The organism is Cellulophaga sp. (genome assembly GCF_039943695.1).
Taxonomy (GTDB): domain Bacteria; phylum Bacteroidota; class Bacteroidia; order Flavobacteriales; family Flavobacteriaceae; genus Cellulophaga.
This window is the reverse complement of record NZ_JBDVAA010000191.1, coordinates 1-16,365: the sequence shown is the minus strand read 5'-3', so window position 1 is coordinate 16,365 and position 16,365 is coordinate 1. Positions and strand designations below refer to the sequence as shown.

15 protein-coding genes are annotated in these 16,365 nt (G+C 32.1%); 8 read left to right on the top strand and 7 right to left on the bottom strand.

Annotated features, from left to right (window positions below; all coding sequences use genetic code 11):
- Positions 1-86: 86 nt before the first annotated feature.
- Both ABJD66_RS13605 and ABJD66_RS13600 read right to left on the bottom strand, forming a co-directional pair.
- On the bottom strand, positions 87-671 hold the full coding sequence (locus tag ABJD66_RS13605; RefSeq protein ID WP_348132567.1) for a hypothetical protein: 585 nt from the start codon (positions 669-671) through the stop codon (positions 87-89).
- A 115-nt stretch (positions 672-786) separates the two neighbouring features.
- A complete protein-coding gene (locus tag ABJD66_RS13600; RefSeq protein WP_348132564.1) occupies positions 787-1,803 on the bottom strand; it encodes an LLM class flavin-dependent oxidoreductase in 1,017 nt (338 codons plus the stop codon).
- 343 nt (positions 1,804-2,146) lie between these two features.
- Between ABJD66_RS13600 and ABJD66_RS13595 the strand changes: the two genes are divergently transcribed.
- Positions 2,147-2,728: a DUF4494 domain-containing protein gene (locus ABJD66_RS13595; protein WP_100896757.1), complete on the top strand. Its 582-nt coding sequence runs from the start codon at positions 2,147-2,149 to the stop codon at positions 2,726-2,728.
- A gap of 84 nt (positions 2,729-2,812) precedes the next feature.
- On the opposite strand, the gene ABJD66_RS13590 is transcribed toward ABJD66_RS13595, so the two are convergent.
- The 3 genes from ABJD66_RS13590 to ABJD66_RS13580 are packed head-to-tail and all read right to left on the bottom strand — an operon-like array spanning position 2,813 to position 6,530.
- Entirely contained in the window at positions 2,813-4,828 is a 2,016-nt protein-coding gene (locus ABJD66_RS13590; RefSeq protein ID WP_348132560.1) for a M3 family metallopeptidase, read from the bottom strand.
- 52 nt (positions 4,829-4,880) lie between these two features.
- Positions 4,881-5,372 carry a 5-(carboxyamino)imidazole ribonucleotide mutase gene (purE, locus tag ABJD66_RS13585; protein WP_100896755.1) on the bottom strand — a complete coding sequence of 164 codons (492 nt, stop codon included), beginning with the start codon at positions 5,370-5,372 and terminating at the stop codon, positions 4,881-4,883.
- A 3-nt stretch (positions 5,373-5,375) separates the two neighbouring features.
- Complete coding sequence (locus ABJD66_RS13580) at positions 5,376-6,530, bottom strand: 5-(carboxyamino)imidazole ribonucleotide synthase (protein WP_348132556.1); 1,155 nt, start codon at positions 6,528-6,530, stop codon at positions 5,376-5,378.
- 127 nt (positions 6,531-6,657) lie between these two features.
- Between ABJD66_RS13580 and ABJD66_RS13575 the strand changes: the two genes are divergently transcribed.
- The 7 genes from ABJD66_RS13575 (at position 6,658) to ABJD66_RS13545 (ending at position 12,066) form a co-directional block, all read left to right on the top strand.
- Positions 6,658-7,764 (top strand): adenylate kinase, encoded by a 1,107-nt coding sequence (locus tag ABJD66_RS13575; protein WP_100896753.1) that lies wholly within the window; start codon positions 6,658-6,660, stop codon positions 7,762-7,764.
- Positions 7,765-7,803: 39 nt separating this feature from the next.
- Positions 7,804-8,805 (top strand): GTPase ObgE, encoded by a 1,002-nt coding sequence (obgE, locus tag ABJD66_RS13570; protein WP_100896752.1) that lies wholly within the window; start codon positions 7,804-7,806, stop codon positions 8,803-8,805.
- A gap of 103 nt (positions 8,806-8,908) precedes the next feature.
- Entirely contained in the window at positions 8,909-9,436 is a 528-nt protein-coding gene (locus ABJD66_RS13565) for a DUF4136 domain-containing protein (protein WP_100896751.1), read from the top strand.
- Between the two features lie 186 nt (positions 9,437-9,622).
- Positions 9,623-9,757 carry a hypothetical protein gene (locus ABJD66_RS13560; RefSeq protein WP_013621682.1) on the top strand — a complete coding sequence of 45 codons (135 nt, stop codon included), beginning with the start codon at positions 9,623-9,625 and terminating at the stop codon, positions 9,755-9,757.
- 189 nt (positions 9,758-9,946) lie between these two features.
- A complete protein-coding gene (locus tag ABJD66_RS13555; RefSeq protein WP_286142098.1) occupies positions 9,947-10,081 on the top strand; it encodes a hypothetical protein in 135 nt (44 codons plus the stop codon).
- Positions 10,082-10,231: 150 nt separating this feature from the next.
- Positions 10,232-11,320: a histidine kinase gene (locus ABJD66_RS13550; protein ID WP_100896750.1), complete on the top strand. Its 1,089-nt coding sequence runs from the start codon at positions 10,232-10,234 to the stop codon at positions 11,318-11,320.
- A complete protein-coding gene (locus ABJD66_RS13545) occupies positions 11,317-12,066 on the top strand; it encodes a LytTR family DNA-binding domain-containing protein (RefSeq protein ID WP_100896749.1) in 750 nt (249 codons plus the stop codon). Before ABJD66_RS13550 ends, ABJD66_RS13545 begins: the two co-directional genes overlap by 4 nt.
- Before the next feature lie 187 nt (positions 12,067-12,253).
- On the opposite strand, the gene cls is transcribed toward ABJD66_RS13545, so the two are convergent.
- Both cls and ABJD66_RS13535 read right to left on the bottom strand, forming a co-directional pair.
- On the bottom strand, positions 12,254-13,711 hold the full coding sequence (cls, locus tag ABJD66_RS13540; protein WP_348132548.1) for a cardiolipin synthase: 1,458 nt from the start codon (positions 13,709-13,711) through the stop codon (positions 12,254-12,256).
- A 50-nt stretch (positions 13,712-13,761) separates the two neighbouring features.
- Positions 13,762-16,365 (bottom strand): alpha-2-macroglobulin family protein (locus tag ABJD66_RS13535; protein ID WP_348132545.1); only part of this gene is annotated, 2,604 nt, incomplete at its 5' end.

The following is a 16,365-nucleotide window of genomic DNA, read 5'->3' as shown; positions in this document are numbered from 1 at the left end:
GCTGAGCAATTGAAGAATGATAAATGAAAAACGAGATAAGTATAAATAAAATTTGTAAGTGTTTCATTTGATTGGTTTAAGTTTTGTTATGCGCAACAATCTGTAGTTACACGGTCTATTAAGGTTAATATCCATTTGTCATCAATATAACTTAGAAAAAATATTAAATCTTCATTATTGTCATCAACTAAAACAATTCTATAACTATTTTTTTCTAATTCTAAAGCACGTTTTAGTTCTTTAGCGTATGTTTGAGAAGTTAGTTCATACTTTAAATTTTTAATTGTATTAGTAAAGAGAGTACTTTTTTGTATCGTATCACAAAACAACCCTTTTTTAGACCAGCTATAAGTGTTACAATCAAATTTAGGAGGTTTGTTGTAACTTATTTTGGTGCTAGATATGGGTTCTGTGTACGGCAGGTAATTAGGTATGGGGTTTTTAAAGTTAATAGAACTTATGGTCCTGTAATTATCTAAAGCACCATACCTAACAAGTATAGTAATTCCATTTTCTTTAGAGGTGTAGTTATTTATAATTTTAGCATTTTTATCTTTAAACGCTACAACAATATTGGTAATTGTTTCTTCTAGTAGAACTTTATTATTCTGAGCACTATTTTGTAAACATAAAAAAGAGAATAGTATTAAAAGTAGATGTCTAAATTTCATTCTGTTGAGTTCATTTTAAAACAAAAATAAAGCAACTTCTAAGATCTATACACACGGATTACCGTGAAATTACAAATCCAAAAAATTGCTCTATGAAAACAAAAAAAACTTACTTTTATTCCTTTTCTAAATTTATTTCATTCATTATTTCTGCAAATAATTTATATGATTTTATGCGGTCTTTATGATCGTAAATGTTTGTTACCGCAATAAGCTCATCAACCTGAGTTTGTTCTAGAAATTCTTTTACCTGTTTTTTTACAGTTGTTTTACTTCCTATAAAAGAATATTTTAACATTTGGTCTACAGCAGGGTGTTTAAAAAGTTCACGCAAATCATCTGTCATTTCTACTGGCGGTAACATAAAATCTCTTTGGTTGGTAAGTAGGCCAACTATAATTTTAAGTAATGATGTAGATATTTTTTCAGCTTCCTCATCGGTATCAGCTACAATAACATTTACACCAGCCATAGTGTATGGTTTATCTAAATAACTAGACGGTACAAATTCTTCATTGTAAATTTTAAGTGCTTCATGAAGCTTTGCTGTAGCAAAATGACTAGCAAATGCGTATGGCAAGCCTTTTCTAGATGATAAATGTGCACTGTCTGTACTAGAACCTAAAATATATAATGGCACATCTACACCCTCAGCAACTGTTGCTCTTACTTTAGAGTTTTTGTTTTCTGCAGAAAAATACTGTTGTATTTGTACAACTTCTTCAGGGAACGAGTGTGCTGCCTGTGTGTGGTTTGCTCTAATAGCGTGTGCCGTTTCTGGGTCTGTTCCTGGAGCTCTACCTAAACCTAAATCTATACGGTTAGCATATAAACTACCTAATGTGCCAAATTGTTCGGCAATAATTAAAGGGGAGTGGTTGGGTAGCATAATACCACCAGAACCAACACGTATTGTTTTTGTGTTTTCTGCAACTTTACCTATTAATATTGCGGTTGCAGAACTAGCTATGGTTATAGAGTTATGATGCTCTGCTAGCCAAAAACGCTTGTAACCAAATTTTTCTGCGTTTTGTGCAAGGTCTACACTATTATTAAACGTGGTTTGTAAAGAACTACCTTTAGATACAATTGCGAGTTCTAAAACCGAATATGCTATTTTTTTTAATGACATTTTTTTAATTTTTTGCTGCTATTTTAAGAAAGTAACAGTTTTTGGACTTTATTTTGTCGTACTAAAGACCTATTAATTACACGTGCTTAGCGGCGTGTAAATTATGAGCTACAAAAATACAATTAAGCGCTAAATAACACGGCTATTTTAAGATGTGTTATGATTTATTTAAGTGAAGTTTAGGAGTTAAAAAATAGATTAATATTAGAAGTTTTAAATTCAACTGCCTTGTTATAAGTATGCTATGTTTTTTAATTTTAAATTGTGAATATCTATTTTTATAATAGCAGTTTAATTTTTTATGTAACGGTTATATTTGGCTTCCCAAAAAACAGGAAAAATTATGAGCGCAACTTGGTACGAATGCAAGGTAAAATATAGAAAAATGAGCGACACTGGAGCTCAAAAAGTAACAACAGAACCTTATTTGGTAGATGCTATTTCTTATACGGAGGCAGAAACTAGAATTAATGAGGAGATGAAAGCTTACATTAGTGATGAGTTTAAAATAACAAACATTAAGGTTGCTAATTTTGCAGAAATTCATCCTTTTGAAAACACAGATCGTTGGTTTAAAAGTAAAGTTTCTTTAATTGCTTTTGATGAAGAAAGTGGTAAAGAGCGTAAAACAAATATGTACTTATTAGTACAAGCTAACGATGTTAAAGAAGCATATGATAATACCGTTGCTGTAATGAAAGATACTATGGGAGATTATACCATACCAGCTATTACAGAGTCACCAATTATGGATGTTTTTCCTTATTTCTCTGGTGAAGAAGGAGAGTTAGATCGTATTCATAAATTTAACGAAATAAAAGATTCTGTTCCTGAGGTAGAAGAAACAGAAGAGGCTAAAGAAATTTTAGAGGATGAAGCGTTAGCGCTTGTTAGTGCAGAGGTAGATTTAGATGAAGAAGAATAGAGAGTAAGTACTCTTACTAAAATAAAAAACCAGGATAATAAGTAAATTATTATCCTGGTTTTTATGTTTACATTTTATTGTAATCTACAATAATCCCGCTCTTTCTAGTAGAGCTTCAACTTTTGGTTCTGCACCTCTAAAACGTTTGTATAAAACCATTGGGTTTTCTGTACCTCCTTTAGACAATACATTATCTTTAAATTTAGTAGCTACGTCTTTGTTAAAAATTCCTTCTTGTTTAAAGTAAGCAAACGCGTCTGCATCTAAAACTTCTGCCCATTTATAACTGTAATAACCAGAAGAATATCCTCCTTGGAAAATATGAGAAAAAGCAGTGCTCATACAAGTTTCTGCTGTGCTAGGGTATAAATCTGTGCCTGTAAAAGCTTTATCTTCTTGTGCTTTAACATCTGCAAATTTTGTTGGGTCTACACCGTGCCAAGACATATCTAATAAACCAAAACTTAATTGACGTAAGGTTTGCATACCTTCTTGAAAAGTAGCAGATTCTTTTATTTTTTGCACCAACTCCATAGGTATAACTTCTCCTGTTTGGTAATGTGTTGCAAAAAGCTCTAAAGCTTCTTTCTCATAACACCAGTTTTCTAAAACCTGACTTGGTAATTCTACAAAGTCCCAATACACAGATGTGCCAGATAAACTTGGGTACGTAGTGTTTGCTAACATACCGTGTAAACCGTGACCAAATTCATGAAACAATGTTGTAACCTCGTTAAAAGTTAACAATGATGGTTTAGTGTCTGTAGGTTTTGTAAAATTACATACGTTAGATATATGCGGACGAACGTTTACACCGTCTTTTATATATTGTGGTTTGTAAGACGTCATCCAAGCGCCACCACGCTTGCCAGCTCTTGGGTGAAAATCTGCGTAGAATAAAGAGACAAAAGTATGATCTGCGTCATACACCTCGTATGTTTTTACATCTTCATGGTATTTGTCTACATTGTTAACTTCTTTAAACTGTAAACCAAATAATTTCTCGGCTACTTTAAAAACACCAGCAATTACATTTTCTAGTTTAAAGTAAGGTTTTAGTATTTCATCATCTAAGCTAAAAAGTTTTTGCTTTAGTTTTTCAGAATAATACGCACCATCCCATTTTTGTAATTGGTCTATACCATCCAATTCCTTAGCAAAATCTTCAAGCTGTTTAAACTCGCGTTCAGCAGCTGGTTTTGCTTTTTCTAATAATTCATTTAAAAAAGAATGTACTTTTTCTGGCGTTTCTGCCATACGTTCTTCTAATACAAAATTTGCGTGTGTTGCATACCCAAGTAAGTTGGCACGCTCGTGGCGTAATTTTGCTATTTTTAATACATTTTCCTGGTTGTCTAACTCATCACCTTTAAACGCTTTACTACCAAATGCTAATGATAATTTTTTACGAAGCTCTCTGTTTTTAGCATACTTCATAAAAGGTATATAGCTAGGATAATCTAATGTTATTAACCAACCATCTAAATCTTTAGATTTTGCTAGTTGTGCTGCAGCTTCTTTTTCACCTTCTGGCAAACCATCTAAATCTGCTTCATTAGTTAAATGCATTTTAAATTTATTGGTTTCTGCCAATACATTTTCTCCAAACTTTAGTTTTAGTTTAGACAATTCTGCATCTATTTCTCTAAGTCTAGTTTTTTTATCCTCAGTAATGTTTGCTCCGTTTCTACTAAATCCTTTGTATCTTTTGTCTAACAATGTTTGTTGCTCTACAGTTAGATCTAAATTGTCTTTTTGTTCATAAACAGCTTTAACTCTTTTAAATAAAGCTTCGTTTAAAGTAATATCATTACCAAACTCAGATAATAAAGGAGAAACTTCCTGTGCTATTTTCTGAATTTCTTCATTGGTTTCTGCTGAATTTAAATTAAAAAATACACTAGAAATACGGTCTAACTGCTCACCAGCAAAATCTAAAGCCTCAATAGTATTTTTAAATGTAGGAGCGTTAGTATTATTTGTTATAGCATCTATTTCTGCTCTTGCATCTGCCATAGCTTGTGTAAAAGCAGGCATAAAATGCTCGTTTTCAATTTGAGAAAACGGTGCAGTATCAAAATGGGATAATAATGGATTCATTTTTTAATATTTTAAGATATTAGGGTAATGAGAAAATTTTAGAAGGGCTGTATTACTTTATGCTTTTTACTTTTTCTGCTCCTTCAATAACTTTTTGCTTTAATCCTTCTTTATAAAAAATTATTTTATCCAATACACATTTGTCAGATGAACCAATAATTTGTGCTGCTAAAATACCAGCGTTTTTTGCGCCATTTAGAGCAACAGTTGCAACAGGTACGCCACCAGGCATTTGTAATATTGATAAAACAGAATCCCAACCATCTATAGAGTTGCTACTTTTTACAGGAACACCAATTACTGGTAGTGGAGACATAGATGCAACCATACCAGGTAGGTGTGCTGCGCCACCTGCACCTGCAATAATAACACTATAACCGTTTGTATGTGCGTTTTTACTAAAGTCGAATAATTTTTCTGGTGTACGGTGTGCAGAAACAATATCTACATCTACCTCAATATCAAAACCTTTTAAAATATCTATTGCGTCTTGCATTACAGGAAGGTCACTTGTGCTTCCCATTACTACGGCTACTTTGCTCATAATTTATTCGCTTATTACTTTAATTGTATTTTTTACTTGTTCGGCTATCTTACGAGCCTTATCTACATCTTTATTTACAATAGTTACGTGTCCCATTTTACGAAAAGGTCTTGTTTCCTTTTTACCGTAAATATGCGGAGTAACACCTTCTAGCTTTAAAATATCTTCCATATTTTTATAGACTACATTACCCGTATAGCCTTCTGCACCAACAAGATTTACCATAATACCAGCAACTTTACTTTTTGTATTACCTAATGGCAAGCCCAGTATAGCACGTATATGTTGCTCAAACTGGTTAGTGTAGCTAGCTTCTATACTATAATGCCCGCTGTTGTGTGGTCTAGGAGCAACTTCGTTCACTAATATTTCATCTTCATTAGTTTGGAACATTTCTACAGCTAACAAACCAACGTGTTTAATTTTATCTGCTACTTGTAAAGCTACTTCTTGTGCTTTTTGGGCAACGGCGTCTGGTATTCTAGCCGGACAAATAACATATTCTACTTGGTTGGCTTCTGGGTGAAACTCCATTTCTACCACAGGGTATGTTTTTACTTCGCCTTTACTATTGCGAGCAACAATTACTGCAAGTTCATTTTTAAAAGGCACCATTTCTTCTGCAATACATTCTACATTGGGTAGATCTTCTAAATCGGTTAATGTACGTACAACTTTTACACCTTGACCATCATAACCAAACTGTGCACATTTCCAAACAAATGGTAAGTTTAATCCGCCATTTTCTATACTATCTTTAATTTCGCTAGTATAGGCAAATCTGTGAAAATCTGCGGTAGGTATATTATGGTCTACGTAGAATAATTTTTGAGTAGCCTTGTTGTGTATAACACGTAAAGCACTTGTTGGTGGGTATACTTTTTTGCCTTCGTTTTCTAATTTTTCAAGCGCAGATAAATTTACATTTTCTATTTCTATAGTTAGTACATCTACCGTTTTTCCAAAATTGTAAACAGTATCAAAATCTAAAATATCACCTTTAACAAATTCATTACAAGCAATACTAGAGGGTGCATCATCTGTAGCTTCTAAAACTTTAGTAAATATGTCTAATTTACGGGTTTCATAGAGCATCATTTTACCTAATTGGCCACCGCCCAAGATACCAAGTTTAAAGTCAGAAGAAAAAAAGTTCATTTTTGTAATTTTTGCAGTATTGTTAACTTGGTAACAAAAATACACTTAAATCTTAAAACTGCTCTTGTATATCCTAAAAAGAGAAATCAAAATGGTATATTTGCGCTTTTAATAAATGAACATCCAATTGATTAAGCTACACGACAAATATTTTAGACCTTATTTAACCGAGCAACAGATTTTAGCTGCGGTTAAAAATATAGCGGATAAAATTGCCGAAGATTACAAAGATGAGGTTCCGGTTTTTATAGGTGTACTTAATGGTTCTTTTATGTTTGTAGCAGATTTGCTTAAAGCATACGAACACAATTGCGAGGTTTCTTTTGTTAGACTAAGTTCTTACAGTGGGCTGTCTTCTACAGGAATTGTAGAAACACTAATAGATGTATCTGATACTATTGAAGGTAGAAGTGTAATAATATTAGAAGATGTTATAGACACTGGCCGTACTGTTAAAGAGCTGGTGCATATGTTTAGCAATAGTAACGTTAAAGAGTTTAAAATAGCTACTTTATTTTACAAACCATCTGTGTATAGTGGTGAGTATAATATAGATTACGTAGGTATAGAAATTCCAAATAAATTTATTGTAGGTTACGGGTTAGATTATAACGAGCTTGGTAGAAACCTAAAAGAAGTGTATCAACTAAATCAAAATAATATGATAAATCTTGTACTATTCGGGAAACCGGGAGCTGGCAAGGGCACACAGGCAAATTTTTTAAAAGAACAGTACAATTTAAAACATATTTCTACAGGAGATGTGTTTCGTTACAATATAAAAAATGGTACAGAATTAGGTACACTAGCAAAGTCTTTTATAGATAAGGGTGAGTTGGTACCAGATGAAGTAACAATTAATATGTTAAAGGAAGAAGTAGAGAAGAATCCGGATGCAAGTGGATTTATTTTTGATGGTTTCCCAAGAACAACTGCACAAGCAGAAGCATTAGATAACTTTTTATCTACTAAAGATATGAAGATTGATGCAACTATTGCTTTAGATGCAAATGACGAAGTTTTAATACAACGTTTGTTAGAACGTGGTAAAGTTAGTGGTAGAAGTGATGACCAAGACGAAAGTAAAATTCGTAATAGGTTTGATGAGTACAACCAAAAAACTGCTCCGTTACAAGCATACTATGACAAGCAAGGCAAATTCCATACTGTAGATGGTATAGGAGAAATAAAAGATATTACAACAAGGTTAAGTAAAGTAATAGATACTTTATAAAACTACACACTTATTATATTAATTCCATAACCTAAAACAATGACCGAAGGTAATTTTGTAGACTATGTAAAGATGACGGTTTCTTCTGGTAACGGAGGTAAAGGCTCTGTGCACTTGCATAGAGAAAAGTATATTACCAAAGGTGGTCCAGATGGTGGTGATGGTGGCCGTGGTGGTCATATTATTTTGCGTGGTAATAAAAATTTGTGGACTTTATTAAATTATAAGGTACAAAGACACTTTAAAGCCGGACACGGTGAGCACGGTAGTAAAGGCCGTAGTTCTGGTGCAGACGGACAAGATGTGTATATGGATGTGCCACTAGGAACAGTTGTTAGGGATACAGAAACTAACGAAATTGTACTAGAGGTTACAGAACACGGAGAAGAAGTAATACTAGTAAAAGGTGGTTTAGGTGGCCGTGGTAACTGGCATTTTAAAACTAGTACCAACCAAACTCCTAGATATGCACAGCCAGGAATGTCTGGTGAGGAAATGCAAATAACTCTAGAGTTAAAAGTATTGGCAGATGTAGGTTTAGTTGGTTTTCCTAATGCAGGTAAATCTACTTTATTATCTGTGTTAACTTCTGCAAAGCCTAAAATTGCAGATTATGAGTTTACTACGCTAAAACCAAACTTAGGAATTGTGCAGTATCGCGATTTTCAGAGTTTTGTAATGGCAGATATACCTGGTATTATAGAAGGTGCAGCAGAAGGTAAAGGCTTAGGGCATTACTTTTTAAGACATATAGAGCGTAATGCTACTTTATTATTTTTAATACCTGCAGACAGTAAGGATATTGGTAAAGAATATAAAATACTGTTAGATGAGTTAAAAAGATATAACCCAGAACTTATAGATAAGGAACGTTTTGTTGTAATTTCTAAAAGTGATATGTTAGATGATGAACTTATTGCAGAAATGAGTGTTGAGTTAGACAGAGACTTAGATGGTGCAACATATATGTTTATTTCTTCTGTAGCGCAGCAAGGTTTACAAGAGTTAAAAGATAAATTGTGGCAGCAGCTTAACAATTAATTTGTTTAATTGTAGAGTGTTACCATATCTTTTTAATAACTTTAAAAGGCTATACCTCTTGTTTAAACCGTATATTAGATAAGTGCAACTAAAATATATACCAATGAAAAGCTACGTATCTCTACTTTTAATTTTATTGTTTGTCTCTTGTAATACTATACGTGTAAATTATGATTACGATAAAGATTTAGACTTTACGGCTTACACTACATATGGTTTTTATATGGATATGAAAACCGGTTTAAACGATTTAGATACCAAACGTTTGCTAAACGCTGTAGAAGATGTTATGCGTACAAAAGGGTTTAAATTAGCAGAAGAACCAGAGATTTATATTAATATTACGGCACAAGTATATAAAGGAACACCAAACAACTCTGTTGGTGTTGGTTTAGGTGGTGGCGGTAATAATATTGGTGGCGGACTGTCTGTTGGTTTGCCAATTGGCGGAGCCCAATTAGATAGAGAAATTACGTTTGACTTTATAGATGTACAAAGAGATGCATTAGTATGGCAAGCAACTAGCGTTAGTGGCTACAAAGAAAACCAAACACCAGAAGCTAAAGAGCTTAAATTGCTGCAAATAGTAGAAAAAGCACTAAGTAAATATCCTCCCAAAGTAAAAAAATAATTAGTTTGTTGCTTGTAATATAGCTAGTTATGTGCTGTGTGTACAGCAATTTCAATTCAATTCTTCAAAATTACCGTTCGCTAATCTTAAATTACCGTTTGTCATAAAACGGATTTTTTTAGGGATAAGCTGCTATACCTTTACATCATAATTAAACAACTAATAACAACCTTAAATTTTTGTATTATGAAAAATAGAATAGCAATCATCAAAAAAGCAGAACAAATTAAAGCCTTATTAATATGTAGCATTATAGCAATAGTGCCAGTATACCACGTAGGCTACAAATTAGGCGGTGCTATTGTACAGTTATTTGTATAATAAACCAAGGTGTTAACCTGTATTGCCGTTTAGGTTTTAAATACTACCGTTCGCCATAAATTACCTAAAAAGACATTTAAACTATTTTATTTTTGAATCATCAATCAAAAACAAATCATCAATCAATCAACAACAGTTCATTAATAAATAGTTCATCAATCAAAATCATCAAATTTAAAACTAACAGTTATGCAGAAACCAACAACTTTAACCAAAAAAGTAAATGCAATTGCTTATGGTATTTTAATTAGCACTTTTGCTCTTGCACTACTTTTTGGTTTGGGTTACAATTTTGGTAAACTTTTGTATCACTTAGGATTTTAAAAACAAGTAATCAACCATTAACCATCAATCTAAAAAAAAATATTATGATACTACTAGCAGAATTATTGATTGTCGTAATTTTAAACATTATCGCTTAAGCATAATTATAAAAAGCTTTTATTAGCGTATTAATGTATTAGAATAAATTTAATGAAACTTATAAATAACTGGAAATACTGGGTTTTTGCCTTAATAGGATGGTTGGTTTTAATACTATCCACACTAACTTTTGACAAAGTCTCTTACGGATTAGAATATGCAGACCAAAACGAATATTACGGTTACATAGGTTACTTAATAGGAGAAGGTATTGCATGTGGCTTACTAGCATATGCAATGTCTTTTATATTATTATATTATATAGAAAAGCACATAGCGTTTGGTAATCTTAAAAAACGAAACGTAGTTAGTTTGGTATTGCTTTTTATTGGAGTACAGATAATATATTCTTTAATATTATGGCCAATGTTAGATGTGGTTCAGAGTATTTCTAGTTTTGAATCTGAAAAAAGCTTAACAGACTCTATAAATTGGTTTATGCGTTTAACAAATATACCATTCTTCTCTGCAATGTTTGTGATATGGCTTTTTACAGTTTTAGTTATAAAAGCCTATGACTATAACAAAAACATTACTCTTAAACAGTTTAAGTTAGAGGGGAGTTTAAAGGAGTCTCAGTTAAACTCTTTAAAGGGGCAAATTAATCCTCATTTTATGTTTAATAGCTTAAACAATATTAGAGGCTTAATGTTAGAAGACGTTGGTAAGTCTAGAGAAATGCTTACAAAATTGTCTGAAATGCTCAGGTATTCTTTAATTAAGAACGATGTAAATTCTATTGCTTTGGAAGAAGAGTTAGATATGGTAGAGAATTATATAGCCTTATCTAAAATTCAGTTTGAAGATAGGTTAGAGTTTGTAAAAGAAGTAGACCCTAACTCACTATCTGTTTCTATACCACCAATGATAATACAGTTATTGGTAGAAAATGCAGCAAAACACGGAATTGCAAATCTAATTAAAGGAGGTACAATTACCTTAATTACAAACAGAACAGAAAAATATTTGCATATTATTGTGCGTAATACAGGTAAATTAAAAATAGTAAAAGGCTCTACACAGTTAGGTCTTAAAAATATAAAACAACGACTACGGTTGTTATACGGAAACTTAGCAGAGTTTTCTTTAGAAGAGATAAATGAAGAGGTAGTAGCAAATATTAAAATACCAATGGTATGAGTATGATTAAAGCAGTTATAGTAGAAGACTCTAGGTTAGCCAGAAATGAGCTAAAAGAATTGATAAAAAACCAAGGTGAGATAGAAATTCTTGGTGAAGCAGAAAATGTAGATGAAGGCTACAAGTTAATTAATGAAACACAGCCCGACCTATTATTTTTAGACATTAATATGCCAGAAAAAGATGGTTTTGAACTTTTAGAAATGCTAGATAAAGTACCAATTACGGTATTTACAACAGCTTTTGATGAGTATGCAATTAAATCTTTTGAGTATAATGCATTGGATTATATTTTAAAACCTATTAATGCAAAACGCTTTGGAAAGGCAATAGAAAAAGTAAAGGTCCAGTTAGAAGGTTCTACTGCAGAAAGTAGCGAAGAAAATGTTACTAACGAGACTAAAGAGAAGCTAACAGAAAGTAGTCAGATTTTTATAAAAGATGGCGATAAATGTTGGTTGGTAAAAATAGGAGATATTTCTTTGTTTGAAATTGTAGGTAATTACACGCGCGTATATTTTAAAGGCGAAAAACCAATGTTATATAAGTCTTTAAACCAAGTTGAAGAAAAACTACCAGATCATAACTTTTTTAGAGTAAACAGGCAGCAAATTATAAATGTAAATTATATAGCTAATGTTGTGCCTTGGTTTAATGGTAAGCTTAAATTAACAATGAACTCTGGTGAAGAAGTTGAGGTGTCTAGAAGACAGTCTTACATTTTTAAAGATAAAATGAGTATTTAAAAAAGATACAAAAAAGTAATGACTAAATCGTGGGGTAAAAAACCACTACTTTTTATGCATCTTTCAGGAAATTAGCCATAAAGTAGGCCTGTGTATTTTATGTAGTAATAATTTAAATTTAGATGTGTTTTCTAAAGTTAATTAAAATATTTGAAATCTTCAATTTAAAACATTAAAAAACAATTAGTTATAGCATTGGGGAAAGTAACTTAGCTATTTTGTCTGTTAATTTAATATACCAAGGTCTGTTAATCCACTTTTCTTTATCTATTTGTTCAGAGTCAATTAAGTCATTATAAAATGCAGTGGTAAGTTCTGTGGCAATTTCTTCATCATAAACAATAGCGTTTACTTCAAAATTAAGCTCAAAACTTCTAGTATCCATATTGGCTGTACCAACAATAGCTATTTTTTTATCTGTAACTATAGTTTTTGCATGTACAAATCCTTTTTTATATCTGTATATTTCTACTCCTGCATTTAATATTTCTCTGTAATATGCTCTAGATGCTGCGTTAACTAGTAGTGTGTCTGAGTTGTACGGAACTAGTAGTTTTACTTTTAAACCACTCATAGCAGCAATATTTAAAGCATCTAACATACTTTCACCGGGAATAAAATAAGGAGTAGTAATTAAAATTTCTTCTTCAGCTAAGTAAATTGCCTGTAAAATAGAATATAAAATTGTAGGCGAGTTAGAGTCTGGACCACTAGCAGCAATTTGTACTAACTTAGTATCTGTGTATGTAAAAGAATTAAAAGGCACATACATACCTTTCTCTAAAATTAAATTTTGAGTAGAACAAGAATTCCAGTCAGACAAGAATATATATTGCAAGTAAGTAACCGCAGGCCCTTCAATTTTTAAGTGTGTATCTCTCCAAAAAACACGATCTGTACTATTCTTTTTATTTACATAGTTATCGCTCACATTTATACCACCAACAAAACCTACTTTGCCATCTATTACAATAATTTTACGGTGGTTACGGTAGTTAAGTCTGTTTGCAAATGCAATTAATTTTATTTTATAAAACGGTACAGCTTCTATACCTGCATCTCTTAACCTGCTACTTAGTGTTTTTCTTATTTCAGAGCTACCATAATCATCATAAATAAACCTAATTTTTACACCTTCTTTTGCTTTTTTAAGAAGCAATTTTTCTATTGTATTTCCAATTTCATCATCTCTAAAAATGTAGTACTCTATGTGTATATGATGTTTTGCGGCTTCAATAGCTTTTAAAACTTCCGGAAATTTGTTTTCGCCATTTAGTAAAAGCTTTACGGTGTTATTGTTGGTAAGTGGGCTAGTGGTATCTTTTAACAAAAGGTTTACCAATTCTGATCTACTTTTGGCAGACTCATTACCGTTTGCCAATACCTCTTTAGAGTGTGCAATAATTTGCTTTTCTAAAACTTCTTTTTGTCTCACATCCAACAAAGACTTGTTGGCATACATTTTATGCTTTCTGTAATTTATACCAAAAGAAAAATAAATGATAATACCTATAAAAGGCAAAAACACTGCACTTAATAAATAAGCAAGTGTTTTTGTTGTGCCTCTTGTATCATAAATTATACGTAGACAAGTAAAAATTAATAAGGGTACGTATAGTATTTCTAACAGCAGTATCCAGTTCATAAAAAACAGTTTATCTTGTTAAGATAAGCAATACATTTGTTTAACGTATACTATTTGTTAACAGAAACACGTACACCTTTACTATGGCTGCTAAATTCTGGTGCATACATACTTTGTATTGTTGTAATGCCATTGCTAAAATCACCAGCATTATTTACACGTAAATCATACTCAAATACATAAACTCCTTTAGGTAAATAATCAAAAAAGAAATTTGTGCTAGCGTCTTTTGTGCTTTCATAATACCCTAAACCGTCTTGCCATTTGTATCTAGATATTACATTTAAAGGCTCCAGTCCAGAGGCTCTCATATCTTTCATATGTACAAATTCCATTGCTCTGTCTGCTCTAAGCTCTATGCGTACTTTTACCAAATCACCTACCACCAATTTTGTATTTTTAGTAATTTCTGATATTTGCTCGCCAGTATTTGTATTCTTTTTTAAGAATAATTTTTTAGATAATTTAAGCGGTGTTTCTGCAGATGTAATTTTGTCTAAATCTTCAAAATACTGCCAGTACATAGCGCCCCAAGCAATACCATTACCTTTTTTGGTAATTTGTACATCTGCCATTTTAGGTTCTATTTCTTTACCATTCCAAGCTGTTTTATAATAACCAGTACCAGCTTCAATTTTAACATCTTCTAATTTGTTAGGATCTATTTTTTTGTCACCTACTAAAACATCTACAGCATCTGTAACAGAAAGCCAATCGCTGCCTTGTAGTAGCAATGCAAAAACAGCTTCTGTGGTAGCTTTTGTTGTTTTCCATTTGTTAGTTTGCTTGTTTTTAAGTAGCCATATTTTAAGATTATCTATTGTTTTTGTATCGTTTTCTATTTCTGCAAAAGCTTCAATTAATAATGCCTGAGTTTCAATTGGTGCTTGGTACCAATACCACGAGTTGGTGTTTTCTTTCCAATACATTCCTAATTCATCAGAAGTAATACTATTTTGCTTTAGAGATTTTAAAATCTTTTTAACAGTAGCATCTTCATCCATTCTAAACAAACTTAAAGCAATTAGCCCCTTATTGTATAAGCTACGCTTTGTCCAGTATTTTTTAGCTTGTCCTCTGTAGTATTCTGTAACTTCTTTTGTTTTTTTAGATGCTTTTACATCTGGATAAAAACTACGCATATATAAATAGTGTAGCTGCATATTGCTTAAATGATCGCTTTTTAAGTTAGAGCTATGTTTTTTCATATGCTCATACTCACTCACAAATTCTTTATCTAAATAAGCAATTGCTTTATTAATCATTTTATCTACATCTTTATCCGTATTGTTTAGAGCTTTTAGGGCATCTAAATGTCCAAAACCAGTAATAATATGCTGTGTAATGTATCTGTTTTCTATACCACCATTAAACCAAGCCCAAGCCCCACTGCTGTTTTGGTTATTAGTTAACCTACGTATAACTGCAGCTTGCTCACTCTTCATTTTATTTAAATTAAAAAGTAAGGCAATGCGTTTTTTCTGTTCCGTCTCAGACTGTGCATCTCTTAGCCAAGGAGTTTCTTGTATTAAAAGCGATTTTAATTCTTGGTTTTTTTCTAAGTTGCTAAGTAACGCATCAGAATTTGCCCATTGTTTAAAAACCTCTTGTATTCTTGGAGTGCTATTAGCTATATGGCTAGCCAATGTATTTGCATAATATCTAGAAAAAAGTTGCTCATTACACTCGTGCGGATATTCCATTAAATACGGCAAAGCTTGCACTGCATACCAAGCAGGATTAGATGTTATTTCTAAACTTAATTTATGATTTGTTAATGTTGTAGATGTGTTATTTTTTAATTTATCTAAGCTGAATTTTTTAGTTTGATTGCTTCTTACCCACATTGGTAAAGTTTCTGTTACCAACATTCTATTGGTAAGTACCGGAAGCAAATTTTGCTCACCGTCACTAAAATTGCCTGCCTTAGCAATAACAGTATATTGTACAGCCTGAAGATTTTTTGGAATTTCTAATGTCCAAGAAACCTTTGTATTTCCTTTAGCATCTACAGAGAAGTTATTTTCTTTAGCAGATGTTATTAATTTTGATGTAATATCTTTACCTGTAACAGCATCTTTAAGCTCTAAATTAGCAACACCAGATAAATTTTTATCTGTAATATTTGCAATTTTACTACTAAAAATAAGCTTATCTCCTTCACGTAAAAAACGAGGAGCATTAGGCATTACCATTAGCTCTTTTTGGGTTACAGTTTGCAATGTAGTAACAGCGCTTTCTAAACTTTTAGTATGTGCCAATAATTGTAATTTCCATTTAGTTAACGCTTCTGGGGTAGTAAAATTAAAAGATACATTACCCTCTTTATCAGTTTGCAATTCTGGAAAAAAGAAAGCTGTTTCCTGTAAGTTTTTTCTAATTTTAACCGCCTCTTTTTCTTTTTTAGGAGGAGCAGGAGCAGTGGTGTCTTTTTTAGATTCCATTGGGCTACTAATAGCATCATCTAAAGCACCAGAATCACTTTCTTCTACAACAACTATTTCTTCAGTATCTTCATCAGCAACCATTTCCATGGCAACAGGTGATGCAGATTTTCTCATTACAGATAAAGACCTACGATTGTAATAAGAGTTACCTATATACAACCCATACCAATTAAAAGCGTCATAATTTTGACCTTGGTATATATACTC